Genomic DNA, 18,481 nt, shown 5'->3' on the forward strand with positions numbered 1-18,481 from the left:
TAAATTGTACTATTAGATCCTCTAGTCACCCGGGTGCTCAACTGTTTCCGGAAATATCTCTTTGAGGTCTATGTGCATGTCCGGAAAAATGATTGGATGTATCGTGTTGTCCATAAATATACTCGTCGGTTTGACTGGGCTTTAAAGCCTTTCAATATCTTCTAAAGAAATACCGGTAAATTTGGCCACATCAGCTGCCTTTAGCCCATTAGCCAGCAAATTTCTGGCAACTTCTAACCTACCTTCCGCACGTCCTTGTGCACGTCCTTCTTCACGCCCTTCTGCACGTCCTTCTTCACGCCCTTTAGCCCGGCCTTCCGCCAGCCCTTCCTGCACTCCTTTTTCCCGGGCCTTATGTTCGGCTGTTTCAATCACTGCCAGAAAATCCAGCCGGAATTTTTCCCGTGCCCGGTATATTTCCCGCTCTTCATCCGAAAACGATATAATTTCCAGCTGCTCCACCGCTTTTTTTACCATGGCGTCTGCCGCCAGTTCTGCCGGTATATTATTCCGGTTGTACTTTGTGGCATTATTCAAAAAAGTAACCCATCGTTCGATAGCTGTCTTTACTTCCTTCAGTCCTTTAGTAAACTTATTCAACTCTACAAAATGCAGCTCACAAATATTGTCAAGTTCCTGATAGGTCCTGATATTAAGCAGTCGATATACGTTATGATACTCGCTCTCCGGCAGGTAATTGTAATCCAGCAGACTGATGCAAATCGTCTTGTTCAGTTCGCCGTACCGGCCTTTTTCTTTTAATTGGTCTCCATACATTGCGGCCCAGTAATACATAGCCCGCTTGGCAAAATACTCCTGCACGCCAATTTGAATCTCGATATCATACCAGCGTCCGCGCTCATCCATAGCCTTAATATCAACAATTGACTGCTTATCTCCTTTAAAATCAGCCAAATTATACGGATTCTTGAGTATAATTTCCTCAAGCTGCTCTTCCGGTGACAGCATCGAATTCACCAGCGCTTTCAAGAGGTCTTTATTCTCCTCACTGCCAAATAATTTTTTAAACGCAAAATCTACTTTTGGATTCACATAACACATATTATGCACCTCCTGCCGACCTTCTGTCTTGCATATATTATATCAATTAACCTGTCCCCCGTGTTTTGGCGTTTACTTTGCCCGTTTTAGCCCCTGAATCTCCGCTTCCTGCCGGGTGGTACGCGTGGCTAAAACGTCAAGCATGTCCGAGTGATGGGTTTGTATTGACTCTATTTTATCCATCTTTCCGCCAAGTACATTTACCATATTAACGATATCGGCAAAGCCTTGCTCCATCTTAGCGTCAAGAGTTGTTATGTCTTGCTTGAGCCCCGCAACATCCTGCTTGAGCCCTGCAACATCTTGCTTGAGCACAGTTACGTCTTGCTTGAGCCCCGCAACATCCTGCTTGAGCCCCGCAACATCCTGCTTGAGCCCCGCAACATCCTGCTTGAGCCCTGTAACATCCTGCTTGAGCCCTGCAACATCCTGCTTGAGCCCTGTAACATCCTGACGCAGATCCCCGATAACAGCATTGCTGCGGCCTACCATTTGAATAAGCTGGGCCATCATGTTTTCAATGCGGTCAAAACGTTCTTCACTCATACTCATCATCCTCCCCCCGCCATACTTACTTAAGGTTTACTGTTAAAGAAAACCGTCCCCTGTGACATCCAGTTCGTCGAGCCTTACAACAGGGATTTCTCTTATTGTTGAAAGTTTATGATCATTCGTTAATAATACGTCAGCGCCCATTACAATTGCTGTAGCTGCAATCAGAGCGTCCGGCATTTTAAAATTATAATTAGCTCGTATTTTTGCTGCTTCTTCTGCAATCGCCGCATCGATTGGATAAGCCGTAAGGTTTGGCATCTGAAACATTAATTTTATCTGATCAAGAGCGGTCCGGTTAGCTTCCCGGTAAGGACGCACACTGCATTCTGAAAATGCAAGTACGGAAGTCCATATTTCGTGTGTCTCTTTATTACCAACAGCATCAATGATAGGAAGAACTTTCGCGCCTAGCGGCTCCTGGGCGAAAACTGCAATAAAGACATTTGTATCAAACGCTATATTTTTGTACGATTTTAAGAAGTCGTCAACCGTTATTCCCACGCATCCTCACGTTCCTTTTGCAGAGTCTCTAGTGGTTTTTCGCCCCATGCACCCTTGCAGCAGCCCCATGCCGCCTTTGCCCAATCCTCGGGTTTCTTGATAAGGCTCATACGACCATTACGATCACTGGTTATTATTAGTATATCACCTGGTCCAACTTTCGCATTTTCTCTGATACGAGCAGGGATAACGAATTGACTCTTATCTCCAATTTTTACTTCTGCGCTCACGCCGAACACAAGTAACACCTCCTGCCGTTTTTTTATACTTATTATAACCTTTTTCCTACCAGAATACAATATTGTATGACTTTTTTCATTTTAGTCGGAATGCAAGCGACAAATAAACCCCACTTTGATAATAAGGCAGGGCATCCATTATGGCTTATTCGGCATCAGGCAGGCATCAGGCAATGCAGGTGACCTGCGCCCTGCCTTCATAATGGACTACGCCCGAAGCCTTAGAGGCCGGAGCCATGTCGGGTGCATTCTTTGAAACGTGGGTTGCCGGCGAGATAGTCAAAAGCTATTGCAATGCAGGGAAAAGGCCTCCGTTATACTATTACCGGGATAAAGATCAGCGGGAAATTGACCTGATCGTTAGCGGGAACAACACCTCATTTCCTAATAGAAATAAAGAAAAGCGGAAACCCGGGAAAGGATGCTGTAAGACACTTTGGAATCTTGCAAAAATCCGGGCTTGAGGTTGGCCCCGGAAGCGTCATCTGTCCGGCAAGCGATTTCCTGCCTATTGAAAAAAATAACTGGTATGTGCCTGCATGGTTGATCTAACTACAGGTTTTTTCCTTTCCTTTTTAAGTTTCCATTAATCTGGTATAATAGTAGAAAGGACGTTATAGGGGAGATGAGTATTATGGGTAATAACGCTATTAAGAACGATAGAATTTACACATATGCCGACTACCTGAACTGGCCCGAGAACGAGCGTTGGGAGATTATAGACGGAGTAGCATACGCTCTGGCCCCGCCTTCCACCGAACATCAAAGAATTGTACTAAATCTATCTGTTGAGTTTGCTACTTATCTAAAAGGCAAGCCATGCGAGACATTTATAGCTCCCTTTGGAGTAACTTTTGCCCAAAATATAAAAGACGAAAATAACACTCATGTCGTAGAACCCGACATTACAGTAATTTGTGATCAGTCCAAAATTACACCGAAAGGTTGTAAAGGCGCTCCAGATCTAATCATAGAAGTCTTATCGCGGGCTACGGCCAGCCATGATGTTATCAGGAAGCGCAGACTTTATGAAAATAACGGAGTCTTTGAATACTGGATCGTTGACCCGTCAAATCAAATAATCACTCGATTCTATATGAATGATGAGCTATCTAAATACAGGGAAGCAGAGTATTTTGTTCGGGATAATACTATAACGCCTATCATCTTCCCCGAGCTAGAAATAAAGCTAGAAGAGATATTCCCAAATACAGAGGAGCAGGACTAACACAGCCTTGCATTCCGCTCATTTTTGCAAAGCATTATGTGATATATTCCTGCCTTAAGACTTTTATTAGTTTCTCAAACTCATGTGCATACAGCGCTGTTATCCGTTCAGCTATTTCTTGAATTAAACCGTCCCGGAAAAGATCATCGTTGCTTTGCGCAAATTTTATTACAACTTCTCTTAATCTGAGGTTTGCATGAATGAGATTTTCAACAAGTCCTCTCATAAACAACAACCCCCTCGTTGGCTATCTTCTCCAGTAATCTTGCACTGACTTTCTCGTCAACAAATACTACATCTATCTTCTTAAGCGTCTCAATATCCTCAACTTCAAAGTAAAAACCGGCTTTCTCATTTTTCTGTCATAGTCTTGCCAAAAACGGCAATATCATAATCACTAACAGGCGAATTGTCTCCCCTGGCACGTGAACCAAACAGGATAATATCCATCGGATGAAATTTATTGATCAGCTGAACTTTGATGTTTTCTATTTCTTGATTATAGGCGCACATCCAAAAGCACCTCTCACAGTATTATTATACCAGCAGCTGAGTAGACAAATAAACATTATAAATGCCGCGCAAACAAGCATACCAAGATACAGCACCTATTATAGCCCCTGCCCGGCAGACAAACGCTGTCTTTTTGCCGAAACAGACTCACGCGAACCGTCCCCGTGAGTCCATTATTTGGAGTAAGCAAAAAATACACCTCCCGATACTTCCAGCCTTCCTCTGAAGCGCCAAAACTCATTAACTGGTCCTAGTTCACTTTCCCGTCCTTCCGTTATGCTCTATATTATACCAACTTAACCACCAAAATAAAATGGCTGCGGCACCCGCCGCAGCTTCCCGCTTTTAAAACCTACTTGCTACTCTTTTTTTCGTCCTGCCAAGCCCGGTAACACTTCCCATCTTTTGCTTCATCGACAAACTTTACTTTGCTATAGTCCTAACATAGAGGGGCGCCCGCAAGGGCGGGGTGTGTCACTGGCTCAAATAAGTCAAGACCCCGCTATTTCTGTTACCTTCTGGCTAAATCCATTGGACTGATCAGCCGGCTGCCTGCCCCTTTTTTATCGCTTCGAACCACCTAGCTAAAAGCAAATGATACTCTAAAATACGTTCATATATTGCTGCAGCAAGGGGTTCGTTATAAGTATGCACTGTAAGATTGCGATCATCTGCCATTTTTAAGGCTGATACAGCATCAGCTTCATCAATCAGGCCAACCTCTCTGCAGCTGCGGATGACTCCTTTCGGTGAAGCCGCATCAATCCCTTCGACAACTCTTAGGTAGGACTGAGCTGCCTTCCAAACGGCCTCAAAAGTAAACTCAAAGCGCTGAATAATAGCATCACGTTCCAGTTCGCTGGGATTGGGCAGCTCAGCAGCCTCCCTGAGGCGCGCGACAGCCCGTTCCGCTGCATTGATTTTTTCTGTCAGCCTTTCCATAATACACCTTCTTTACGTACTTTATCGACCAGCTCGGCAGCTGCCTCAGCTAGGTCAACCACATCTACGCGGTACGGAATATATGATTCCTCCAAAACCTCACGCAACCGTGCCAGTTTCCCTGACGGCGCCCCGCCCGGCCAATCCACCGCAATGTCAATGTCAGACGACCTGTGTTGCTCGCCGCGCGCCCATGAACCAAACAGGTATACCTTGACCGTACTTTCGCCAATTTCATTTAGCACAAGCTGCTTAACCGTGTCTAATATCTTTTCCTGTGGTATGCTCTTCATAACGCCCTCCCGGAAATTTATAATCCGTCCACTGCACATATATTCATTATACCAACAGCGGCTAAATAATAAAAGCAGCGGCTATTGCCACCAGCTACTGCCGCAAAAGATATATGTCAAAAATTGGATTTGTATGAAATGTACCAACCGGCAATTAGCCGGTCATTTTTTATTTGCTCAAATAAGTCAAATAAGTCAGGCCTGACCCCGCTATTCCCCGCTATTCCGCTATTCCAGCTTGACAAGGCAAAAATAATCGTCTATATTAAATTTGCATTTTATAAAAGTCGAAGGTGATCACATGTATATAAACCGGGCTATGGAAAAAACGGTGCTTGATATTCAAAGCAGCTTTCCTGTGCTATTAATAACAGGACCAAGACAAGTCGGAAAAACTACTATGCTAAAAAAATTAAGTGATAACAAAAGGCAATACGTAACCCTTGATGACCCATTATTGAGAGAGCTTGCAGCAACAGACCCTGCTTTATTTTTGCAAAGGTTTGAGCCGCCAATCATTATTGACGAAATCCAGTTACGCTGATTTGGCAAAGGATATCGGCATTAGTCCGCCGACAGCCAAGCAATGGCTATCCATCCTTGTATCATCAGGCATAGTTTTTTTGGTAGAGCCGTATTTTAACAATGCCCTTAAGCGAATGATCAAGTCGCCCAAAATGTACTTTCTTGACACGGGACTTTGTGCTTATCTGACCAAGTGGACCACGCCGGAGGCCTTAGAGGCTGGAGCAATGTCGGGTGCGTTCTTTGAAACGTGGGTTGTCGGCGAGATAGTCAAAAGCTATTACAATGCAGGGAAAAGGCCGCCATTATACTATTACCGGGATAAAGACCAACGGGAAATTGACCTGATCGTTAGCGAGAACAATACCCTATTTCCTATAGAAATAAAGAAAAGCGCAAGCCCGGGAAAGGATGCAATACGACACTTTGGGATCTTGCAAAACTCCGGGCTTGAGGTTGGCCCCGGAAATGTCATCTGTCTGGCAAGTGATTTCCTGCCTATTGAAAAAAATAACTGGTATGTACCTGCATGGTTGATCTAACGGCGGGTTGCAACAAAACTCGCTATTCCCAATAACCCATACGCTGTGATATGCCCGAATTTATGAGCAATAAAGTCGGGATCAAACGACAATATATAGGAAAAAAATCCCTTGTCGCCAATTTTTATCGTATGCTGGCTCACCCAGATGAGCTGTTTAAAACACGCCTGCTCATGGGGGGTATTGATGACGAGAATATCTTTAATCCCGGCCAGCATTAAAGTGGTCAGGGGATAGTATATCATGGGCTTGTCGTATATTGCCATCAGCTGTTTGCTGGTAGCTCTGGTTATCAGATACAGCACCTATTATAGCCCCTGCCCGGCAGACAAACGCTGTCTTTTTGCCGAAACAGACTCGCGCGAACCGTCCCCGTGAGTCGTTAAAACCGCTTAACGTTTACTGCGTTAAGCGGTTTTAACCTATGATAAATATCGTTCCAAATCAGCTAGATCTTTCATGTCAAAAATTGCCAACGTAATGATATCCAGTTTCGCTTCCGGCAATGCTCGAATGTGCTGCAGATACCTATCCGGAATGGTATCGCCAAACTTTTTCACAAGCAGGCGAGTCAGCAGTTCTGCCTTACCTTGTTCTATGCCCTTTTCTATGCCCTTTTCTATGCCCTTTTCTATACCCTTTTCTATGCCCTTTTCTATACCCTTTTCCATGCCTTGTTCATACATGACCTGGCCGTAGTTAGTCAAATGAGCCGGAATACCCATGGTATGATCATCTCCTTCCGTCATGGTTTCAACGACCTGTTTAAATTGCATTTCCAGCGAAGAACTTAAATACAACAGACCATCAATAAAGTCAAATAAGCTTTGTATCTTTTCCTTCGGATATTTTCTCTCTAGCAACAGTCGCACCAGGATACGTTTAAATTCGTAGCGCTGTTGTTCATTCTTCCCGCTTTTGATCAGGTACAACCCCGCCAGGACGACTAAGGCGAACGGATTCTCGGAACGCAACAGGTCCTCTTCCTTTTGGACGGCAATCTTATACACAGTGTATTGATAATTCAGACTGGTTGAAAACCATTTCTTTATCCAAAAATTCATAGCCTCTGCTAAAGTCTACCGCCGCATGCACATCAGGCAGAAAAAAGGCCAGAAAATCTTCAAAAATGTCTTCTATAATAATCTTCCACAAACTGTCATGCTGATTCATCGCTCACCTGTGCTTCCGCCGTTACCGGCATTCTCGTCAGCAACAACTTTTATATGTGTATTATATCATATGATTAACAGCAATAAAATAGCTCATCGGCTTACGTCCGCGACATTAACCTCCGCATGGTAAATTCCGTTCTAAGCAACACCCTGACGTTTTCGCATATTCTATAATTTTTATATCCATATTTATCCATTGTCAATCAATAACCGTCCCCGTTGATAGCCCCTGCCCGGCAGACAAACGCTGTCTTTTTGCCGAAACAGACTCGCGCGAACCGTCCCCGTGAGTCCCCCGTGAGTCCGTGAGTCTCTATATACCCGCAACAACGCGGGAGGAAAAGGAAAAAGCCCAGTCTCGAGGGTCATAGGTCTGCAACTCTACCTCTGACAGGGGCTTTTCCCATGTTACAAAACGATCATGATAATAGCATATCTAGGCGCCTCTGCCAAGGATTATCGTCGCAATTTCTGGAGGTTTTTGAATCGCGAGAATCTGTTTTGTTCTGTTTGTAATTCGGAAGTATCCTGTCATGGCTGGTACCTTAGACAAGTACGAGAGCCGGACGAACAGTGCCGCATGAGCAACTCAGAGCTGGAAAAAATATTTCCCAATACAGAGGAGCAAGGCTATGATTAGCTTTGCTCCTCTGTATTGAGCCCGTTAATTTACCCAAGCAGGCCTTGCCGGTAGGCCATTAGATAGTTGCCGCAGAATTCATCGTGTCCTAACAGAGCCTGTGCTGCATAAATAAACCCCATCATGCCCTTATCGGTAGGATTCAGGATATACCCGTCCATCCCCAGCGTCATGGTTTGGACAACAAACAGCCGGTTTAACATCTTGCGATTGGGCAGCCCAAAGGATACATTACTCAAACCGCACGCAAAATGCACATGAGGATACTGCTGTCTAATGAGCTTAATGGTGTCCAGAACTTCAGCCCCGGCACCGGCAACTACACTGATGGGCTTTATAAGCGGGTCAAAATAGATGTCATCTTCCGGAACACCGGCCTCTGTAAGTTTGGTATGCAGGCTTTGTACCACTTGCATGCGGTCCCCGGCGGTATGCGGCATGCCCCTGTCGCTCATACAAAGCGCAATCACTTTAGTTTTGTATTTCAGCACCAGGGGCAGCACTGCCGCAAACCGCCCGTGTTCATCGGTGATCGAATTAATCATCGCCTGACCATGTTTTACTAACGACAAGCCGGCTTCCAGGGCCTTGGGATTCGGACTATCAATACACAGCGGCGTATCCACTGCTTCCTGCACCGTGCTTACCAGCCACTTCATGATTTCGACTTCATCATCAAGCTTATTGCCGCAATTAACATCAATGTAATGGGCGCCGGCTTCAGCCTGTTCAAGGGCAATCTTCTTGATGGTGTCCGCATCTCGGGTGTCTACGGCTTCACTGATGGCTTTACGGCTGGTATTAATCAGTTCTCCGATAATGATCACGGCTAATACTCCTTCCCGGTTTATGACTGCCTAAGCACGGCATTCGCTTTGGCCACAGCCTCTACGCCATCGGCAGCATACAGGTCAGCCCCGATTTCCGTGGCAAATTTTTGCGTTACCGGCGCTCCCCCGACCATCACCTTAACACCGGGATATTGTGCTTTTATTTTTGCGGTTGTTTCTTTCATGCGCGGCATGGTCGTCGTCAGCAAGGCGGCAATCCCGACAATATCCGGCTTATGCACTGCAACGGCTTCGAGGAATTTTTCATCAGCTACGTCAATACCCAGATTACATACTTTGTACCCGCCCCCCTCAAACATCATGGTAACAAGATTGATACCAATATCATGAAGATCATCTTTTACCGTGCCAATCACGATCGTCCCTTTTTGTTTTATGCCGGCTTTGACTATGAGCGGCTTCAAGATGGCCATCCCTGCCCCCATTGCCCGGGCCGATACCAGGACTTCCGGAATAAACACATCGTTGGTTTTGAAACGTTCGCCAATACAATTCATCGCCCTGACAAGGCCTTCATTAATGATGGTTGACAAATCAACATTTTCCTCGACCGCCTGTTTCACAAGGAATTCTACTTCGCCGGCATTATGCGCAATGACTGCCTTACTGATTTTTTCCATAAGTGAGTTCATAGGTATGCACCTCCGCAAAATATCGTTATTTTTAAGGATTGACGGCACCGAACTCTTTCGCCATCTTTGCCACCCGTTCCAGGCGGGAAAATTTCATTTCCGGCGGTGCCGTGTCGGCAATACTTAAAATCAAATGGTCCCCTTTGCCAATACTGTCGAACAGATCATCCATGTACGCTTCGAACTCATAATCGGTCATGGTGTTCTCAAGAACGGCCACCGAGGGAACGCCGCCCCAGATGGTAATCCCTGTTCCGGCAAAAGCATCGCGCACCTCTTTCAAGGTCAGAGAGGTTAACGGCGCCGGACAGATCGAGTCGGCAATATCAATCTTTCCTTCGATGAAGTACGGCAGTAGTTTTTTGTTTTCACCATCAGTGTGGGTAAGTAGATACTTCCCGGCGGTATGAAGCTTCTCTGCCGCTGCCGCCAAATAAGGAGTGACATGTTCCCCCATAAACTCCGGCCAGGTAATTTGAATATCATAATTCGACCCTACCATGACCGCATCCAACGGACTATGAGCCGCAGCCTCCAAAACTTTGTCATAGTAGGGACGCATGCGTTCAGCCAGTCTTTTTAACTCTGCCGGATGATCATACACTTCAAAAAAGAATAAATCATAGGCCATCAATTCATGCAAAATTTCATGCATGGGCGATGCCCCCTGATTGGCCGGCCCGCAGATAATGCCCCGGTCGCCGACATAGTCCTTGAACTCCAGGAGCCAATCATAGTTAGGCAGTACTTCGATGTTTTCAAAAATGTATCCGATCGCGTCATAGTCGTCCTGACTTTTGATGGCTTTTTCCGCTACATGGGAAAGAGTAATGCCGGCGTTGCGCATAACATCGTCATAAAGAATTTTGGTCCTAATCGTTCCCTGCGGCGTAATGTATTCAACCGTTGTCAAATCACCACTGTAGGTAATATTCCGTTGTATATTCCGCATCACGGCTTTCCAGGGAATTTGCTTTACCCGCCAGATTCCCAGGCCCCGGTCGACAATATCAAGAGAGTCGTCATAGACGTGAAAATCAGGTATGGCCGTATGGTAGCCGATATCCAGGTCCTCAATAATCTGCTTTAGGGTAGCATGCCGATATTTCGCAGGCAAAGTCCCCCTGAGCTTGTTAGACTTGTACCACAAGTCGAGCCGCGGCACAAACGGCAGGCAGTCTACCGGCTTGCCTTGCAAGGTGGCAAGCATTCTCTCTCTGTACGTCATCATGCGAACAGCCTCCTTCACAGTAAAAAATATATTCTATGAAAAAATTTCTATTTTGTCATTGCGCATGTACCACTACTACCATGCCCATGATCTGCAGCTTGATTTTTGCAGAAAGCAATGAAGAAAGCGGCCAGAATCAGCATACCGGCAAGAAACAGCATGCCCCCGAGCTTGTTGCCGCCGGCCATAAGCGCCCCCACGGCAAACGGCCCCACAAAGCCGCCGATATTGGCCACGGCCGCAAAGATCCCGGTTAATCCCCCTACCATTTCCTTGGTAATTAATTCCGGCAGGAAGGAGAAATAAACACCTTGGACAGCCGCGATTCCCGCAGCAGCAATACTCAGCAACGCTACGCTGAGCCAGAGGCTACTTGTGCCGACATAAGATATCCCTAAGAAAGCAGCGGCGGCAATGAGTTCCAGAATGATGATCAGCGCCCGCTTATTGCCCCAGCGGTCATTGACGATACCGGCATAGACCATGACAATAGTGGCAATTAACCAGGGGACGGCTGATATAAAACCAACAGCCGTATAGCCAAAATTCGAAATACTTTTGATAATGACCGGCATCCAGATGCCGATCCCGTAGTTACCCATAACCAGACCGGTAAACGACAATGTGAGAAAAATGAAACTAGGATTAAGAGCCGCTTTCAGATATGATTTTTCCTGGACAACTTTGGGCTGTTTGTCCTCTTTTTCAAATTCAGCCAACAAATACGCCCGCTCCGCAGCACTTAACTGTTTTGCCGAGGCTTTCTGCGGATTGTCAGGGATCAATAGCCAGAAGATAATGCCCCAAATGACACCGGGAGCCCCCTCCAGAAAGAACAGCCAGCGCCAGCTCGGAATGCCCCACCAGTCGGCATTGGAAACAATCCAGCCGGAAAGCGGCGACATAACCAGCGGGGCTACAGTAATGTAAAAGGTAAAGAAACTGCTGGCTCTGCCCCGTTCACCGGCCGGAAACCAGTTAGCCACCAGAACATAGATGGACGGAAACATGCCGCCTTCCACAACCCCGAGTAAAAACCGCACAACCGTAAGCTGGGTAACACTGGTCACAGCACCTTGCAGCGCGGAAAATACACCCCACAAGATACTGAGCGCCAGAATATTCTTAGTTGCACTAACCCGGCTGGCCAAATGCCCAGCCGGTAATTGCAGCAACACATAACCGATAAAGAAAATTCCCGAGATAAAGCCCGCCGTGGCCGAAGTCATCCCCAACGTCTTTTCCATGCCGTCAAGCGCAAAGGAAATATTGGTCCTGTCCACATAGGCTAAAATGTACTCGACCATAATAAATGGCAGTACCAGTGTCCACCTGAAAGTCTTCAACCTGCTTATCTGTTCCATTTGTCATCCTCCCATTTTCTTTCCTACCGCCATACGCCTCACATCAGCAGTAAGCCGATTTGTCTTGTTATGACATAATTAGCGGTGTCGATTAGACACAATTTGAGACAGACTTGTCCCTTGGGTAAGCATTTACATACGCACATGCTGACAAATCAACCACACGGCATTCGTACCCTATCATTTACGTTGTACCAATGATAGGATATAATGAAATATGCGATTGATTTCATCCATCTCATTTTACTAGCAAATTGATACTCTACAGGGAAATACATGTGTCTATTACAAAAGCGGAATCACATGACAAGAACGGCGCCTCTTCTTATCCACGTATTTCACTTAAGTAATCGGTAAAACAAGCCAGCTCTGTCTTAATATCACATCACTGTCTAATTTAATAGAAAAACTACTCCTACCACAATACCATTTTTGTACTACCTGATAACTTTTCTTGGATTAATCGCTTACCTGCAAAGATTCTATAGTTATCAGACTTGCTGTTTTAATTATATCGTTTTTGCGGCATAAAAGTCAACCGTTTTTGCGATATATTTTCTTGGTTTTTACATAGTTTACAATCGCTAGAGCGATGTATAGAAGGTGAACAATATGACCGATGTTGGTAAGAGAATTATTGAATTACGACAACGAAAAGAATGGAGTCAGTATAAATTATATAAAGAAGCCGGAATAGGCCAAACCACTTTAAGTGAAATAGAATCCGGCAAAAAAGCTCCTACAGTCACCACTCTGGCTAAAATCTGCCAGGCTCTCGAGATTTCCCTTGCAGATTTTTTCTCAGAAGACAATTTATCCGCCGTTCAACATAAAAATAATGAAATAGATGAGGAGGATCTTCCCGATCATATAAAAAAAGAAATTGCCCTGATCAAAGAATTTGTCCTTTATAAGCATGGCATCAAAAAATCTGCTACTGATAAGTAACAGGAACTTTAGTAAGCGTCAAAGCAAAACCACCTATCAATAAAAAACCACCTGATGTACGATATGATAAAACATCAGATGGCTGTTGGAACCGTTATGCTTTTTTATTAGGCATTTTACAGCTTACAGGAATTTCTTCAGCCCACGGAAGTAGTTTTTCAATACAGAGCGTATCCTGCAGTTGGATTTGCCTAAAGGCATATTCCAGATAGGCTTGCGGATTTAATCCGTTTTCTATGGCCGTTTGGATTATGCTGTAAACAGCGGCGGACGATTTTGCGCCACCAGGCGTATTGCAAAACAGCCAGTTTTTTCGTCCAATCACAAAAGGCTTGATAGATCGCTCCGCACGATTATTCGATATTTCGATGCGGCCATCGGCCAAATAGGCTGTCAGATACTTTTTCTGATTTTGGGCATAGGTAAGCGCCTTGCCCAGTAGACTTTGCGGCAAGGTATCAGCCCAACAAGCTTCTATCCATTTATAAAACTCTTCGATAATTGGTTTAGCTTCTTTTTGCCTTAGTTCATGCCGTTCTTCCGGCGTCATGTGCTCGGCCTTTTTTTCAACGTCGAAAAGCTTATTGCAATAGGCAAGACCTATCGCTTCTTTACTATCCGGCTGTTTAGCCGCAGGGCCGACCAAGGCTTCATTGAATTTTCTCCGAACATGTGCCCAACAGCCGCACAAGGTTACACCGGCTTCTTCTACCTTGTGATACCCATGCCAACCATCGGTCTGAAGATAGCCGGAAAACCCAGCAAGGTACGCCTTGGCAAATTGCCCGCTGCGCCCTTCCTGGTAGTCATAGAGCACAACCGGATGATCCGTATCCCCGGACGTTCGATATAACCACATATAGGAATCTGTCTGTGCCGGTCTGCCGGGTTCACACAACACTTCCAGAGTAGTTTCATCGGCGTGCAACAGATCCCTTGAAAGCAACTCTTTTTTTAGGGCTGCTAACAAAGGCTCCAAAAGTGCGACACCTTTAATAACCCAGTTGGACAGGTTTTGGCGGGAAAGCGTTACGCCAAGCCGCTTAAATTCCTGCTCCTGCCGATACAGCGGCATAGCATTGACGAATTTTTGGCTCATGATATAGGCCATAAGCTCGGCGGATACCATGCTCTTAGGCAGCAACGCTTTCGGCGCGTTAGCCGTGATGATCGGCGTCTCTATATTGTTTTTCTCGCAATTTCGGCAACCGTATACATAGTTTACGTGCTCGATAACCTTGACCTTTGCCGGAACAATCGTCAATTCCTTACGTACTTCCTTGCTCATAACATGCAGCTCTTCACCGCAAGCAGGGCAGGTCTGTTCACCTTCTGGCAGAGTATATTCAATCACTTCTACCGGCAAGTCCTTTATGTTTTCTCCGCGTTTACCCTTTTTGCGCTGATAACTGATGGTTTCCACGTCCGGCTCCACAGCAATCGGTTGGCGCTCAGCTTCCGCCTCATTGAAGAGGTTTAACTGTTCCTGGTCATCGCGTTTACTTTTTTCCGAAGAAGCGCCAAACTTTTTTGGCGAAGCAGCTTCAACTGCTCCATATACCACTTGTTGAGCGCTTCCAATTCCTGAACGCGTTTCTTTAATTCCGCATTTTCTTCTTCAAGCTGTGCCTGTGTTTGCAAGAAAAAATCCTCATTTCCGATACCATTTTCTTATCTTCTATTATACCGGAAAATGAGGCGAAAAGCCAGTAAAATCAATGATTTAGCGGCTTTTTAAAACTTGCGTGCGACGCAGTTTTTGTTCGATGCCCGGGCTTTGAATCAGGTTCCACAGTTCTTCTGTGGTAAGCGCCATGGTGGCGTCGTCAAGTGTCGGCCATTTGAAACGGCCTCGTTCCAAGCGCTTTAAATGCAGCCAAAAGCCGTTGTCTTCCCAAGTTAAAATCTTAATTCGATTGCGTTGTTTGTTGCAAAAGACGAACAGTGCTTTTTGAAACGGATCCAACTTAAAACTATGCTGCACCAATGCGCTTAAGCCATTAATGGATTTACGCATATCGGTGTCCCCGCAGGCTAAAAAGACTGGTGTATGTTCCGATAGTTTCAGCATACTTCCACCAGTACGCCAAGCACCGTTGCCAAGAGTTTTTTATCTGTTTTAGTATCTACGGCAATTTTGCATTTGCCGATTTGTATTTCGAGGCTGGCTGGTCGTTCTGGCGCAGCCTGGATGACAGGAATCCAGTTTTGTACCGGTTGCGGCTGGTCCTGCTTTTTTTCGTGCTGCAGCCATCTCTGCAATGTGCTCAGGCCAATAGCATTTTCCTGGCACCATTCTTTTTTGCTTAGGCCACTGGCTTTATATGCTGCTATCAGCGCTGCTTTTTCGACAGCAGAGTAGGCCTTACGCTTGCTTGTTATTGTATTTTCCATACAGCTTATCCCTCCTGAGATCATTATCCCAGGATTGAAGCATATACGCTATGTGGGGATACTTTGACGCTTACAACTGTCAAAGATGAGGTTTATCGCTTTGGGTTTTCCGAGGCAAAGATAAGGAAAAGCGACACTCTCACATGAGCATCGCCACCTCGCTAAACCTCATATGCCGCTCGGGTCGCACCTCTGCGTCGCCCTATCCTGCGCATGAGTAAAAGCAATATTAGTGTCCCCAAAATCTTGGATGTTTATTCCATTTACACAGTTAATGATACACTCCCTGATTGCAACTGCAATGCTGGACAGGCTTTTGCATCATGCTCATGTAATCAATATTCGTGGAGATACTTACCGGCTGAAAGACCGTTTAAAGGTTGGCTTCATGCCAACTACGCCGGCGAATATTAACCCGGCGTAGAGACTAAACCGGCGTTTTGCATTCCGGCGAAATGGGTCAATTTTCAACCGGCGATTCGGTCAAATTTATTCCGGCGTTGACAGAATGAGTATTATTTACGATTAAACTCTTCCAACTTAGCTTCAATAAAGGAGCGCAGTTCTTTCCTAAAACGCTCCACTGAAAACCTTAATGCATTATCGCGACAAACAGTAGGGCATATTCTATCCTGTACCTGTTCAAATTTTTGGACAGCAGCAATAATCGCACTTGTGGATTGCTCTCCAAAAAATATACCTGTTGGCTCTGACTGATCAAGCCCCTTGATTGTCTCCAAAGCTCCTCCCTTGCCGTAAGCGATCACAGGTGTGCCACAAGCCTGCGCTTCAACCGGAGTAATGCCAAAATCCTCTTCTGCCGCAAAGATAAACGCCTGAGCTCTTTTCATATGATCAGAAAGCACCGGTGTATCCTGATACCCAAGAAAGCTAATATTTGCACCTGCCTTTGATTTTATTTTTTTTAAATCCGGGCCATCACCAATAACTACGAGACGTTTATCAGGCATCTCTCTAAACGCTTCAACAATCAAATCGATTTTTTTATAAGGGACCATACGGGAAGCAGTAAGATAAAAATCTTCTTTAGTCTCACATAATGAGAACCGTTCAATATCAACCGGAGGATAAATCACTTTCGCTTCACGCCGATAGACTTTCCATATTCGCCGAGCTACAAAATAAGAATTGGCAATAAAATAGTCGACTCCATTCGCAGTACGGTAATCCCATTGACGTAAATAATGGAGCATCATTCTAACTGCCCAACTGCGTAGTCCACACTCTAATTGACTGTCCTTAAGGTACTGATGTTGAAGATCCCATGCATATCGGATTGGGGTGTGAACATATGAAATATGAAGTTGGTCAGGACCTGTGATTACACCTTTCGCAACAGCATGAGAACTTGACAGAATCAAATCATAGGCAGATAAATCGAATTGTTCGATGGCGATGGGCATAAAAGGCAAATAGTATCTATATCGCGAACGCGCATAAGGCATACTCTGTATAAACGATGTATGAATATTGTGCCCTTCGATAAATTCGCGTTGTTCGTGGGATAAATAATCAACGATACTATATATGTCGGCTTCTGGAAATAGTTTAATCATCTGTTCCAGTACCCGCTCTGCTCCCGCATAGGTTACAAGCCAGTCGTGTATAAGTGCTACCCGCATAATAAACCTCTTTGTTGTGAAAACGCTATTATTTCCTTCAAAACTACTATGATCACCATTTGAAACCGGATTTAAAGATGTACGCTAAGAAGACCTTACTTTGTTATATCTTAAAACATCGCAGTAAACATTATAAGTACGTTCTGCCATTTTTGCAGCACTGAATTGTTCGGTAGTCAAATTTCTCGCTTGCTCTGAGAACTGTCGATATAAAGCACGGTCTGACATTAGCGTAAATATTTGTTGTACAGCGACTTCAGGTTGGTCGACTTCAAATAGAAAACCGTTGTATCCATGACGCACTATATCTTTATTACCTACGACATTTGTTGCAATCACGGGTAAACCCCATGCCATCGCTTCAAGAACTGCCAATGGCATCCCTTCCCAACGGGAAGTAGACAAGTAACAGTCTGCTCTAGAATAATATTCTTCTGGATTAATTACTGCCCCCTGAAAATATATAGGTAATTTCGGCATTTCTTCAGAAATTTTTCTATGCAACTCTTTTTCTCCTTCGCCTGTTCCAATAAAATCCAATTGGACAGACAACATTGGGTAATATTCAAAGAGCTTCTTCATTATCAAAATAGCAAGTTGCGAATTTTTTTGATAATCAAACCGGCTCACAGAAATGATATGAAAAACTCTTTTTTCTTTTTTATCTGGCAGCTTAACGCCATCTGGAATATTGACTCCATTGGGAATCACTTTCAGTTTTTTATTTGAACAAATACCATAATCCCTGATGATCTCCGCCTCACCCTCAGACACTGCAATCAGCCGGTTCGTCATATAGGAAAATAATCTTTCATAAGCTAAATAAATTAAGCGTGTAATGCTATTATATTTACCAACATGAATTCCGTGAAAAGTATGCACACAAGGTTTGGACATCAAAATGGATATCAGCCGACTATATAACCCTGCCCCCTTACCATGTGAGTGTACAAGATCAATTTCTTTACTCACGACGAAGCGGATCAAACCCCACAAACTTGCTATACTAAACTTACGATGTGGAATTTCGATCATATTGTTCACTCCAACCAGGGCACAATAACGCTCCCAATACGGATATTCTCGGGGACAAGCGACAAATAAGCAAACATCATTCCCTATCTGCTGCATGAGCCTGAAAACGTGTTCAGGTCCACCTCCATAATCCGCACGCACGGAGATCATCAGCACATTCATTTGGAA

Annotated in this window: 25 protein-coding genes and 1 pseudogene; 6 read left to right on the forward strand and 20 right to left on the reverse strand. The window is 44.9% G+C overall.

What is annotated here, in order from left to right; genetic code table 11:
- Positions 1 to 141: 141 nt before the first annotated feature.
- The 4 genes from SCACP_RS16220 to SCACP_RS16235 all read right to left on the reverse strand — a co-directional run bounded on the left by SCACP_RS16220 (position 142) and on the right by SCACP_RS16235 (position 2,357).
- Complete coding sequence (locus SCACP_RS16220) at positions 142 to 1,062, reverse strand: Rpn family recombination-promoting nuclease/putative transposase (protein ID WP_425058526.1); 921 nt, start codon at positions 1,060 to 1,062, stop codon at positions 142 to 144.
- Between the two features lie 72 nt (positions 1,063 to 1,134).
- A complete protein-coding gene (locus SCACP_RS16225) occupies positions 1,135 to 1,608 on the reverse strand; it encodes a hypothetical protein (protein WP_425058527.1) in 474 nt (157 codons plus the stop codon).
- Between the two features lie 42 nt (positions 1,609 to 1,650).
- Entirely contained in the window at positions 1,651 to 2,118 is a 468-nt protein-coding gene (locus SCACP_RS16230) for a type II toxin-antitoxin system VapC family toxin (protein WP_425058528.1), read from the reverse strand.
- On the reverse strand, positions 2,109 to 2,357 hold the full coding sequence (locus SCACP_RS16235; RefSeq protein WP_425058529.1) for an AbrB/MazE/SpoVT family DNA-binding domain-containing protein: 249 nt from the start codon (positions 2,355 to 2,357) through the stop codon (positions 2,109 to 2,111). The genes SCACP_RS16230 and SCACP_RS16235 overlap by 10 nt, the downstream gene beginning before the upstream one ends.
- A 236-nt stretch (positions 2,358 to 2,593) precedes the next feature.
- Between SCACP_RS16235 and SCACP_RS16240 the strand changes: the two genes are divergently transcribed.
- Positions 2,594 to 2,821 (forward strand): DUF4143 domain-containing protein, encoded by a 228-nt coding sequence (locus SCACP_RS16240; protein ID WP_425058530.1) that lies wholly within the window; start codon positions 2,594 to 2,596, stop codon positions 2,819 to 2,821.
- A gap of 170 nt (positions 2,822 to 2,991) precedes the next feature.
- Entirely contained in the window at positions 2,992 to 3,585 is a 594-nt protein-coding gene (locus SCACP_RS16245; protein ID WP_425058531.1) for a Uma2 family endonuclease, read from the forward strand.
- Positions 3,586 to 3,619: 34 nt separating this feature from the next.
- On the opposite strand, the gene SCACP_RS16250 is transcribed toward SCACP_RS16245, so the two are convergent.
- The 4 genes from SCACP_RS16250 to SCACP_RS16265 all read right to left on the reverse strand — a co-directional run bounded on the left by SCACP_RS16250 (position 3,620) and on the right by SCACP_RS16265 (position 5,333).
- Complete coding sequence (locus tag SCACP_RS16250) at positions 3,620 to 3,811, reverse strand: hypothetical protein (RefSeq protein WP_425058532.1); 192 nt, start codon at positions 3,809 to 3,811, stop codon at positions 3,620 to 3,622.
- 125 nt (positions 3,812 to 3,936) lie between these two features.
- On the reverse strand, positions 3,937 to 4,098 hold the full coding sequence (locus SCACP_RS16255) for a nucleotidyltransferase family protein (RefSeq protein WP_425058533.1): 162 nt from the start codon (positions 4,096 to 4,098) through the stop codon (positions 3,937 to 3,939).
- Between the two features lie 540 nt (positions 4,099 to 4,638).
- Positions 4,639 to 5,040, reverse strand: coding sequence for an HI0074 family nucleotidyltransferase substrate-binding subunit (locus SCACP_RS16260; RefSeq protein ID WP_425058534.1), 402 nt, complete (start codon positions 5,038 to 5,040; stop codon positions 4,639 to 4,641).
- Positions 5,028 to 5,333, reverse strand: coding sequence for a nucleotidyltransferase family protein (locus SCACP_RS16265; protein ID WP_425058535.1), 306 nt, complete (start codon positions 5,331 to 5,333; stop codon positions 5,028 to 5,030). Before SCACP_RS16265 ends, SCACP_RS16260 begins: the two co-directional genes overlap by 13 nt.
- Positions 5,334 to 5,652: 319 nt before the next feature.
- On the opposite strand from SCACP_RS16265, the gene SCACP_RS16270 reads away from it, so the two are divergent.
- Both SCACP_RS16270 and SCACP_RS16275 read left to right on the forward strand, forming a co-directional pair.
- The gene (locus SCACP_RS16270) at positions 5,653 to 5,877 is read left to right on the forward strand and encodes an AAA family ATPase (protein WP_425058536.1); all 225 of its coding nucleotides are present in this window, start codon (positions 5,653 to 5,655) and stop codon (positions 5,875 to 5,877) included.
- Positions 5,855 to 6,400, forward strand: coding sequence for an ATP-binding protein (locus SCACP_RS16275; RefSeq protein ID WP_425061428.1), 546 nt, complete (start codon positions 5,855 to 5,857; stop codon positions 6,398 to 6,400). Before SCACP_RS16270 ends, SCACP_RS16275 begins: the two co-directional genes overlap by 23 nt.
- Here the strand turns inward: SCACP_RS16275 and SCACP_RS16280 are convergent.
- From SCACP_RS16280 to SCACP_RS16310, 7 genes are all read right to left on the reverse strand, one after another.
- The gene (locus SCACP_RS16280) at positions 6,397 to 6,705 is read right to left on the reverse strand and encodes a sugar phosphate nucleotidyltransferase (RefSeq protein ID WP_425058537.1); all 309 of its coding nucleotides are present in this window, start codon (positions 6,703 to 6,705) and stop codon (positions 6,397 to 6,399) included. The two genes, SCACP_RS16275 and SCACP_RS16280, sit on opposite strands and share 4 nt — an antisense overlap.
- Positions 6,706 to 6,822: 117 nt before the next feature.
- A complete protein-coding gene (locus SCACP_RS16285) occupies positions 6,823 to 7,374 on the reverse strand; it encodes a DUF4351 domain-containing protein (protein WP_425058538.1) in 552 nt (183 codons plus the stop codon).
- Between the two features lie 28 nt (positions 7,375 to 7,402).
- On the reverse strand, positions 7,403 to 7,573 hold the full coding sequence (locus SCACP_RS16290) for a hypothetical protein (RefSeq protein WP_425058539.1): 171 nt from the start codon (positions 7,571 to 7,573) through the stop codon (positions 7,403 to 7,405).
- A 671-nt stretch (positions 7,574 to 8,244) separates the two neighbouring features.
- Positions 8,245 to 9,042, reverse strand: a complete 798-nt coding sequence (locus SCACP_RS16295) for a methyltetrahydrofolate cobalamin methyltransferase (protein ID WP_425058540.1) — start codon at positions 9,040 to 9,042, stop codon at positions 8,245 to 8,247.
- Positions 9,043 to 9,062: 20 nt separating this feature from the next.
- On the reverse strand, positions 9,063 to 9,698 hold the full coding sequence (locus SCACP_RS16300; protein WP_425058541.1) for a cobalamin B12-binding domain-containing protein: 636 nt from the start codon (positions 9,696 to 9,698) through the stop codon (positions 9,063 to 9,065).
- Positions 9,699 to 9,729: 31 nt separating this feature from the next.
- Entirely contained in the window at positions 9,730 to 10,929 is a 1,200-nt protein-coding gene (locus tag SCACP_RS16305; protein WP_425058542.1) for a hypothetical protein, read from the reverse strand.
- A gap of 47 nt (positions 10,930 to 10,976) precedes the next feature.
- Positions 10,977 to 12,293, reverse strand: coding sequence for an MFS transporter (locus SCACP_RS16310; RefSeq protein ID WP_425058543.1), 1,317 nt, complete (start codon positions 12,291 to 12,293; stop codon positions 10,977 to 10,979).
- Positions 12,294 to 12,905: 612 nt separating this feature from the next.
- On the opposite strand from SCACP_RS16310, the gene SCACP_RS16315 reads away from it, so the two are divergent.
- A complete protein-coding gene (locus tag SCACP_RS16315; protein WP_425058544.1) occupies positions 12,906 to 13,241 on the forward strand; it encodes a helix-turn-helix domain-containing protein in 336 nt (111 codons plus the stop codon).
- A gap of 94 nt (positions 13,242 to 13,335) precedes the next feature.
- Here SCACP_RS16315 and tnpC read toward each other — a convergent pair.
- The 3 genes and pseudogenes from tnpC to tnpA form a co-directional block, all read right to left on the reverse strand.
- A pseudogene (tnpC, locus tag SCACP_RS16320) lies at positions 13,336 to 14,903 on the reverse strand (IS66 family transposase).
- A 61-nt stretch (positions 14,904 to 14,964) separates the two neighbouring features.
- Positions 14,965 to 15,312 (reverse strand): IS66 family insertion sequence element accessory protein TnpB, encoded by a 348-nt coding sequence (tnpB, locus tag SCACP_RS16325; protein WP_425057810.1) that lies wholly within the window; start codon positions 15,310 to 15,312, stop codon positions 14,965 to 14,967.
- Positions 15,306 to 15,635, reverse strand: coding sequence for an IS66 family insertion sequence element accessory protein TnpA (gene tnpA / locus SCACP_RS16330; RefSeq protein ID WP_425058545.1), 330 nt, complete (start codon positions 15,633 to 15,635; stop codon positions 15,306 to 15,308). Before tnpA ends, tnpB begins: the two co-directional genes overlap by 7 nt.
- 250 nt (positions 15,636 to 15,885) lie before the next feature.
- Between tnpA and SCACP_RS16335 the strand changes: the two genes are divergently transcribed.
- The gene (locus tag SCACP_RS16335; protein ID WP_425058546.1) at positions 15,886 to 16,059 is read left to right on the forward strand and encodes an ATP-binding protein; all 174 of its coding nucleotides are present in this window, start codon (positions 15,886 to 15,888) and stop codon (positions 16,057 to 16,059) included.
- A gap of 91 nt (positions 16,060 to 16,150) precedes the next feature.
- Here SCACP_RS16335 and SCACP_RS16340 read toward each other — a convergent pair whose 3' ends face one another.
- A complete protein-coding gene (locus tag SCACP_RS16340) occupies positions 16,151 to 17,278 on the reverse strand; it encodes a glycosyltransferase family 4 protein (protein WP_425058547.1) in 1,128 nt (375 codons plus the stop codon).
- 84 nt (positions 17,279 to 17,362) lie between these two features.
- Positions 17,363 to 18,475, reverse strand: coding sequence for a glycosyltransferase (locus SCACP_RS16345; RefSeq protein ID WP_425058548.1), 1,113 nt, complete (start codon positions 18,473 to 18,475; stop codon positions 17,363 to 17,365).
- Positions 18,476 to 18,481 lie beyond the last annotated feature (6 nt).

It is taken from the genome of Sporomusaceae bacterium ACPt (genome assembly GCA_041428575.1).
GTDB lineage: Bacteria > Bacillota > Negativicutes > Sporomusales > Sporomusaceae > Sporomusa_D > Sporomusa_D carbonis.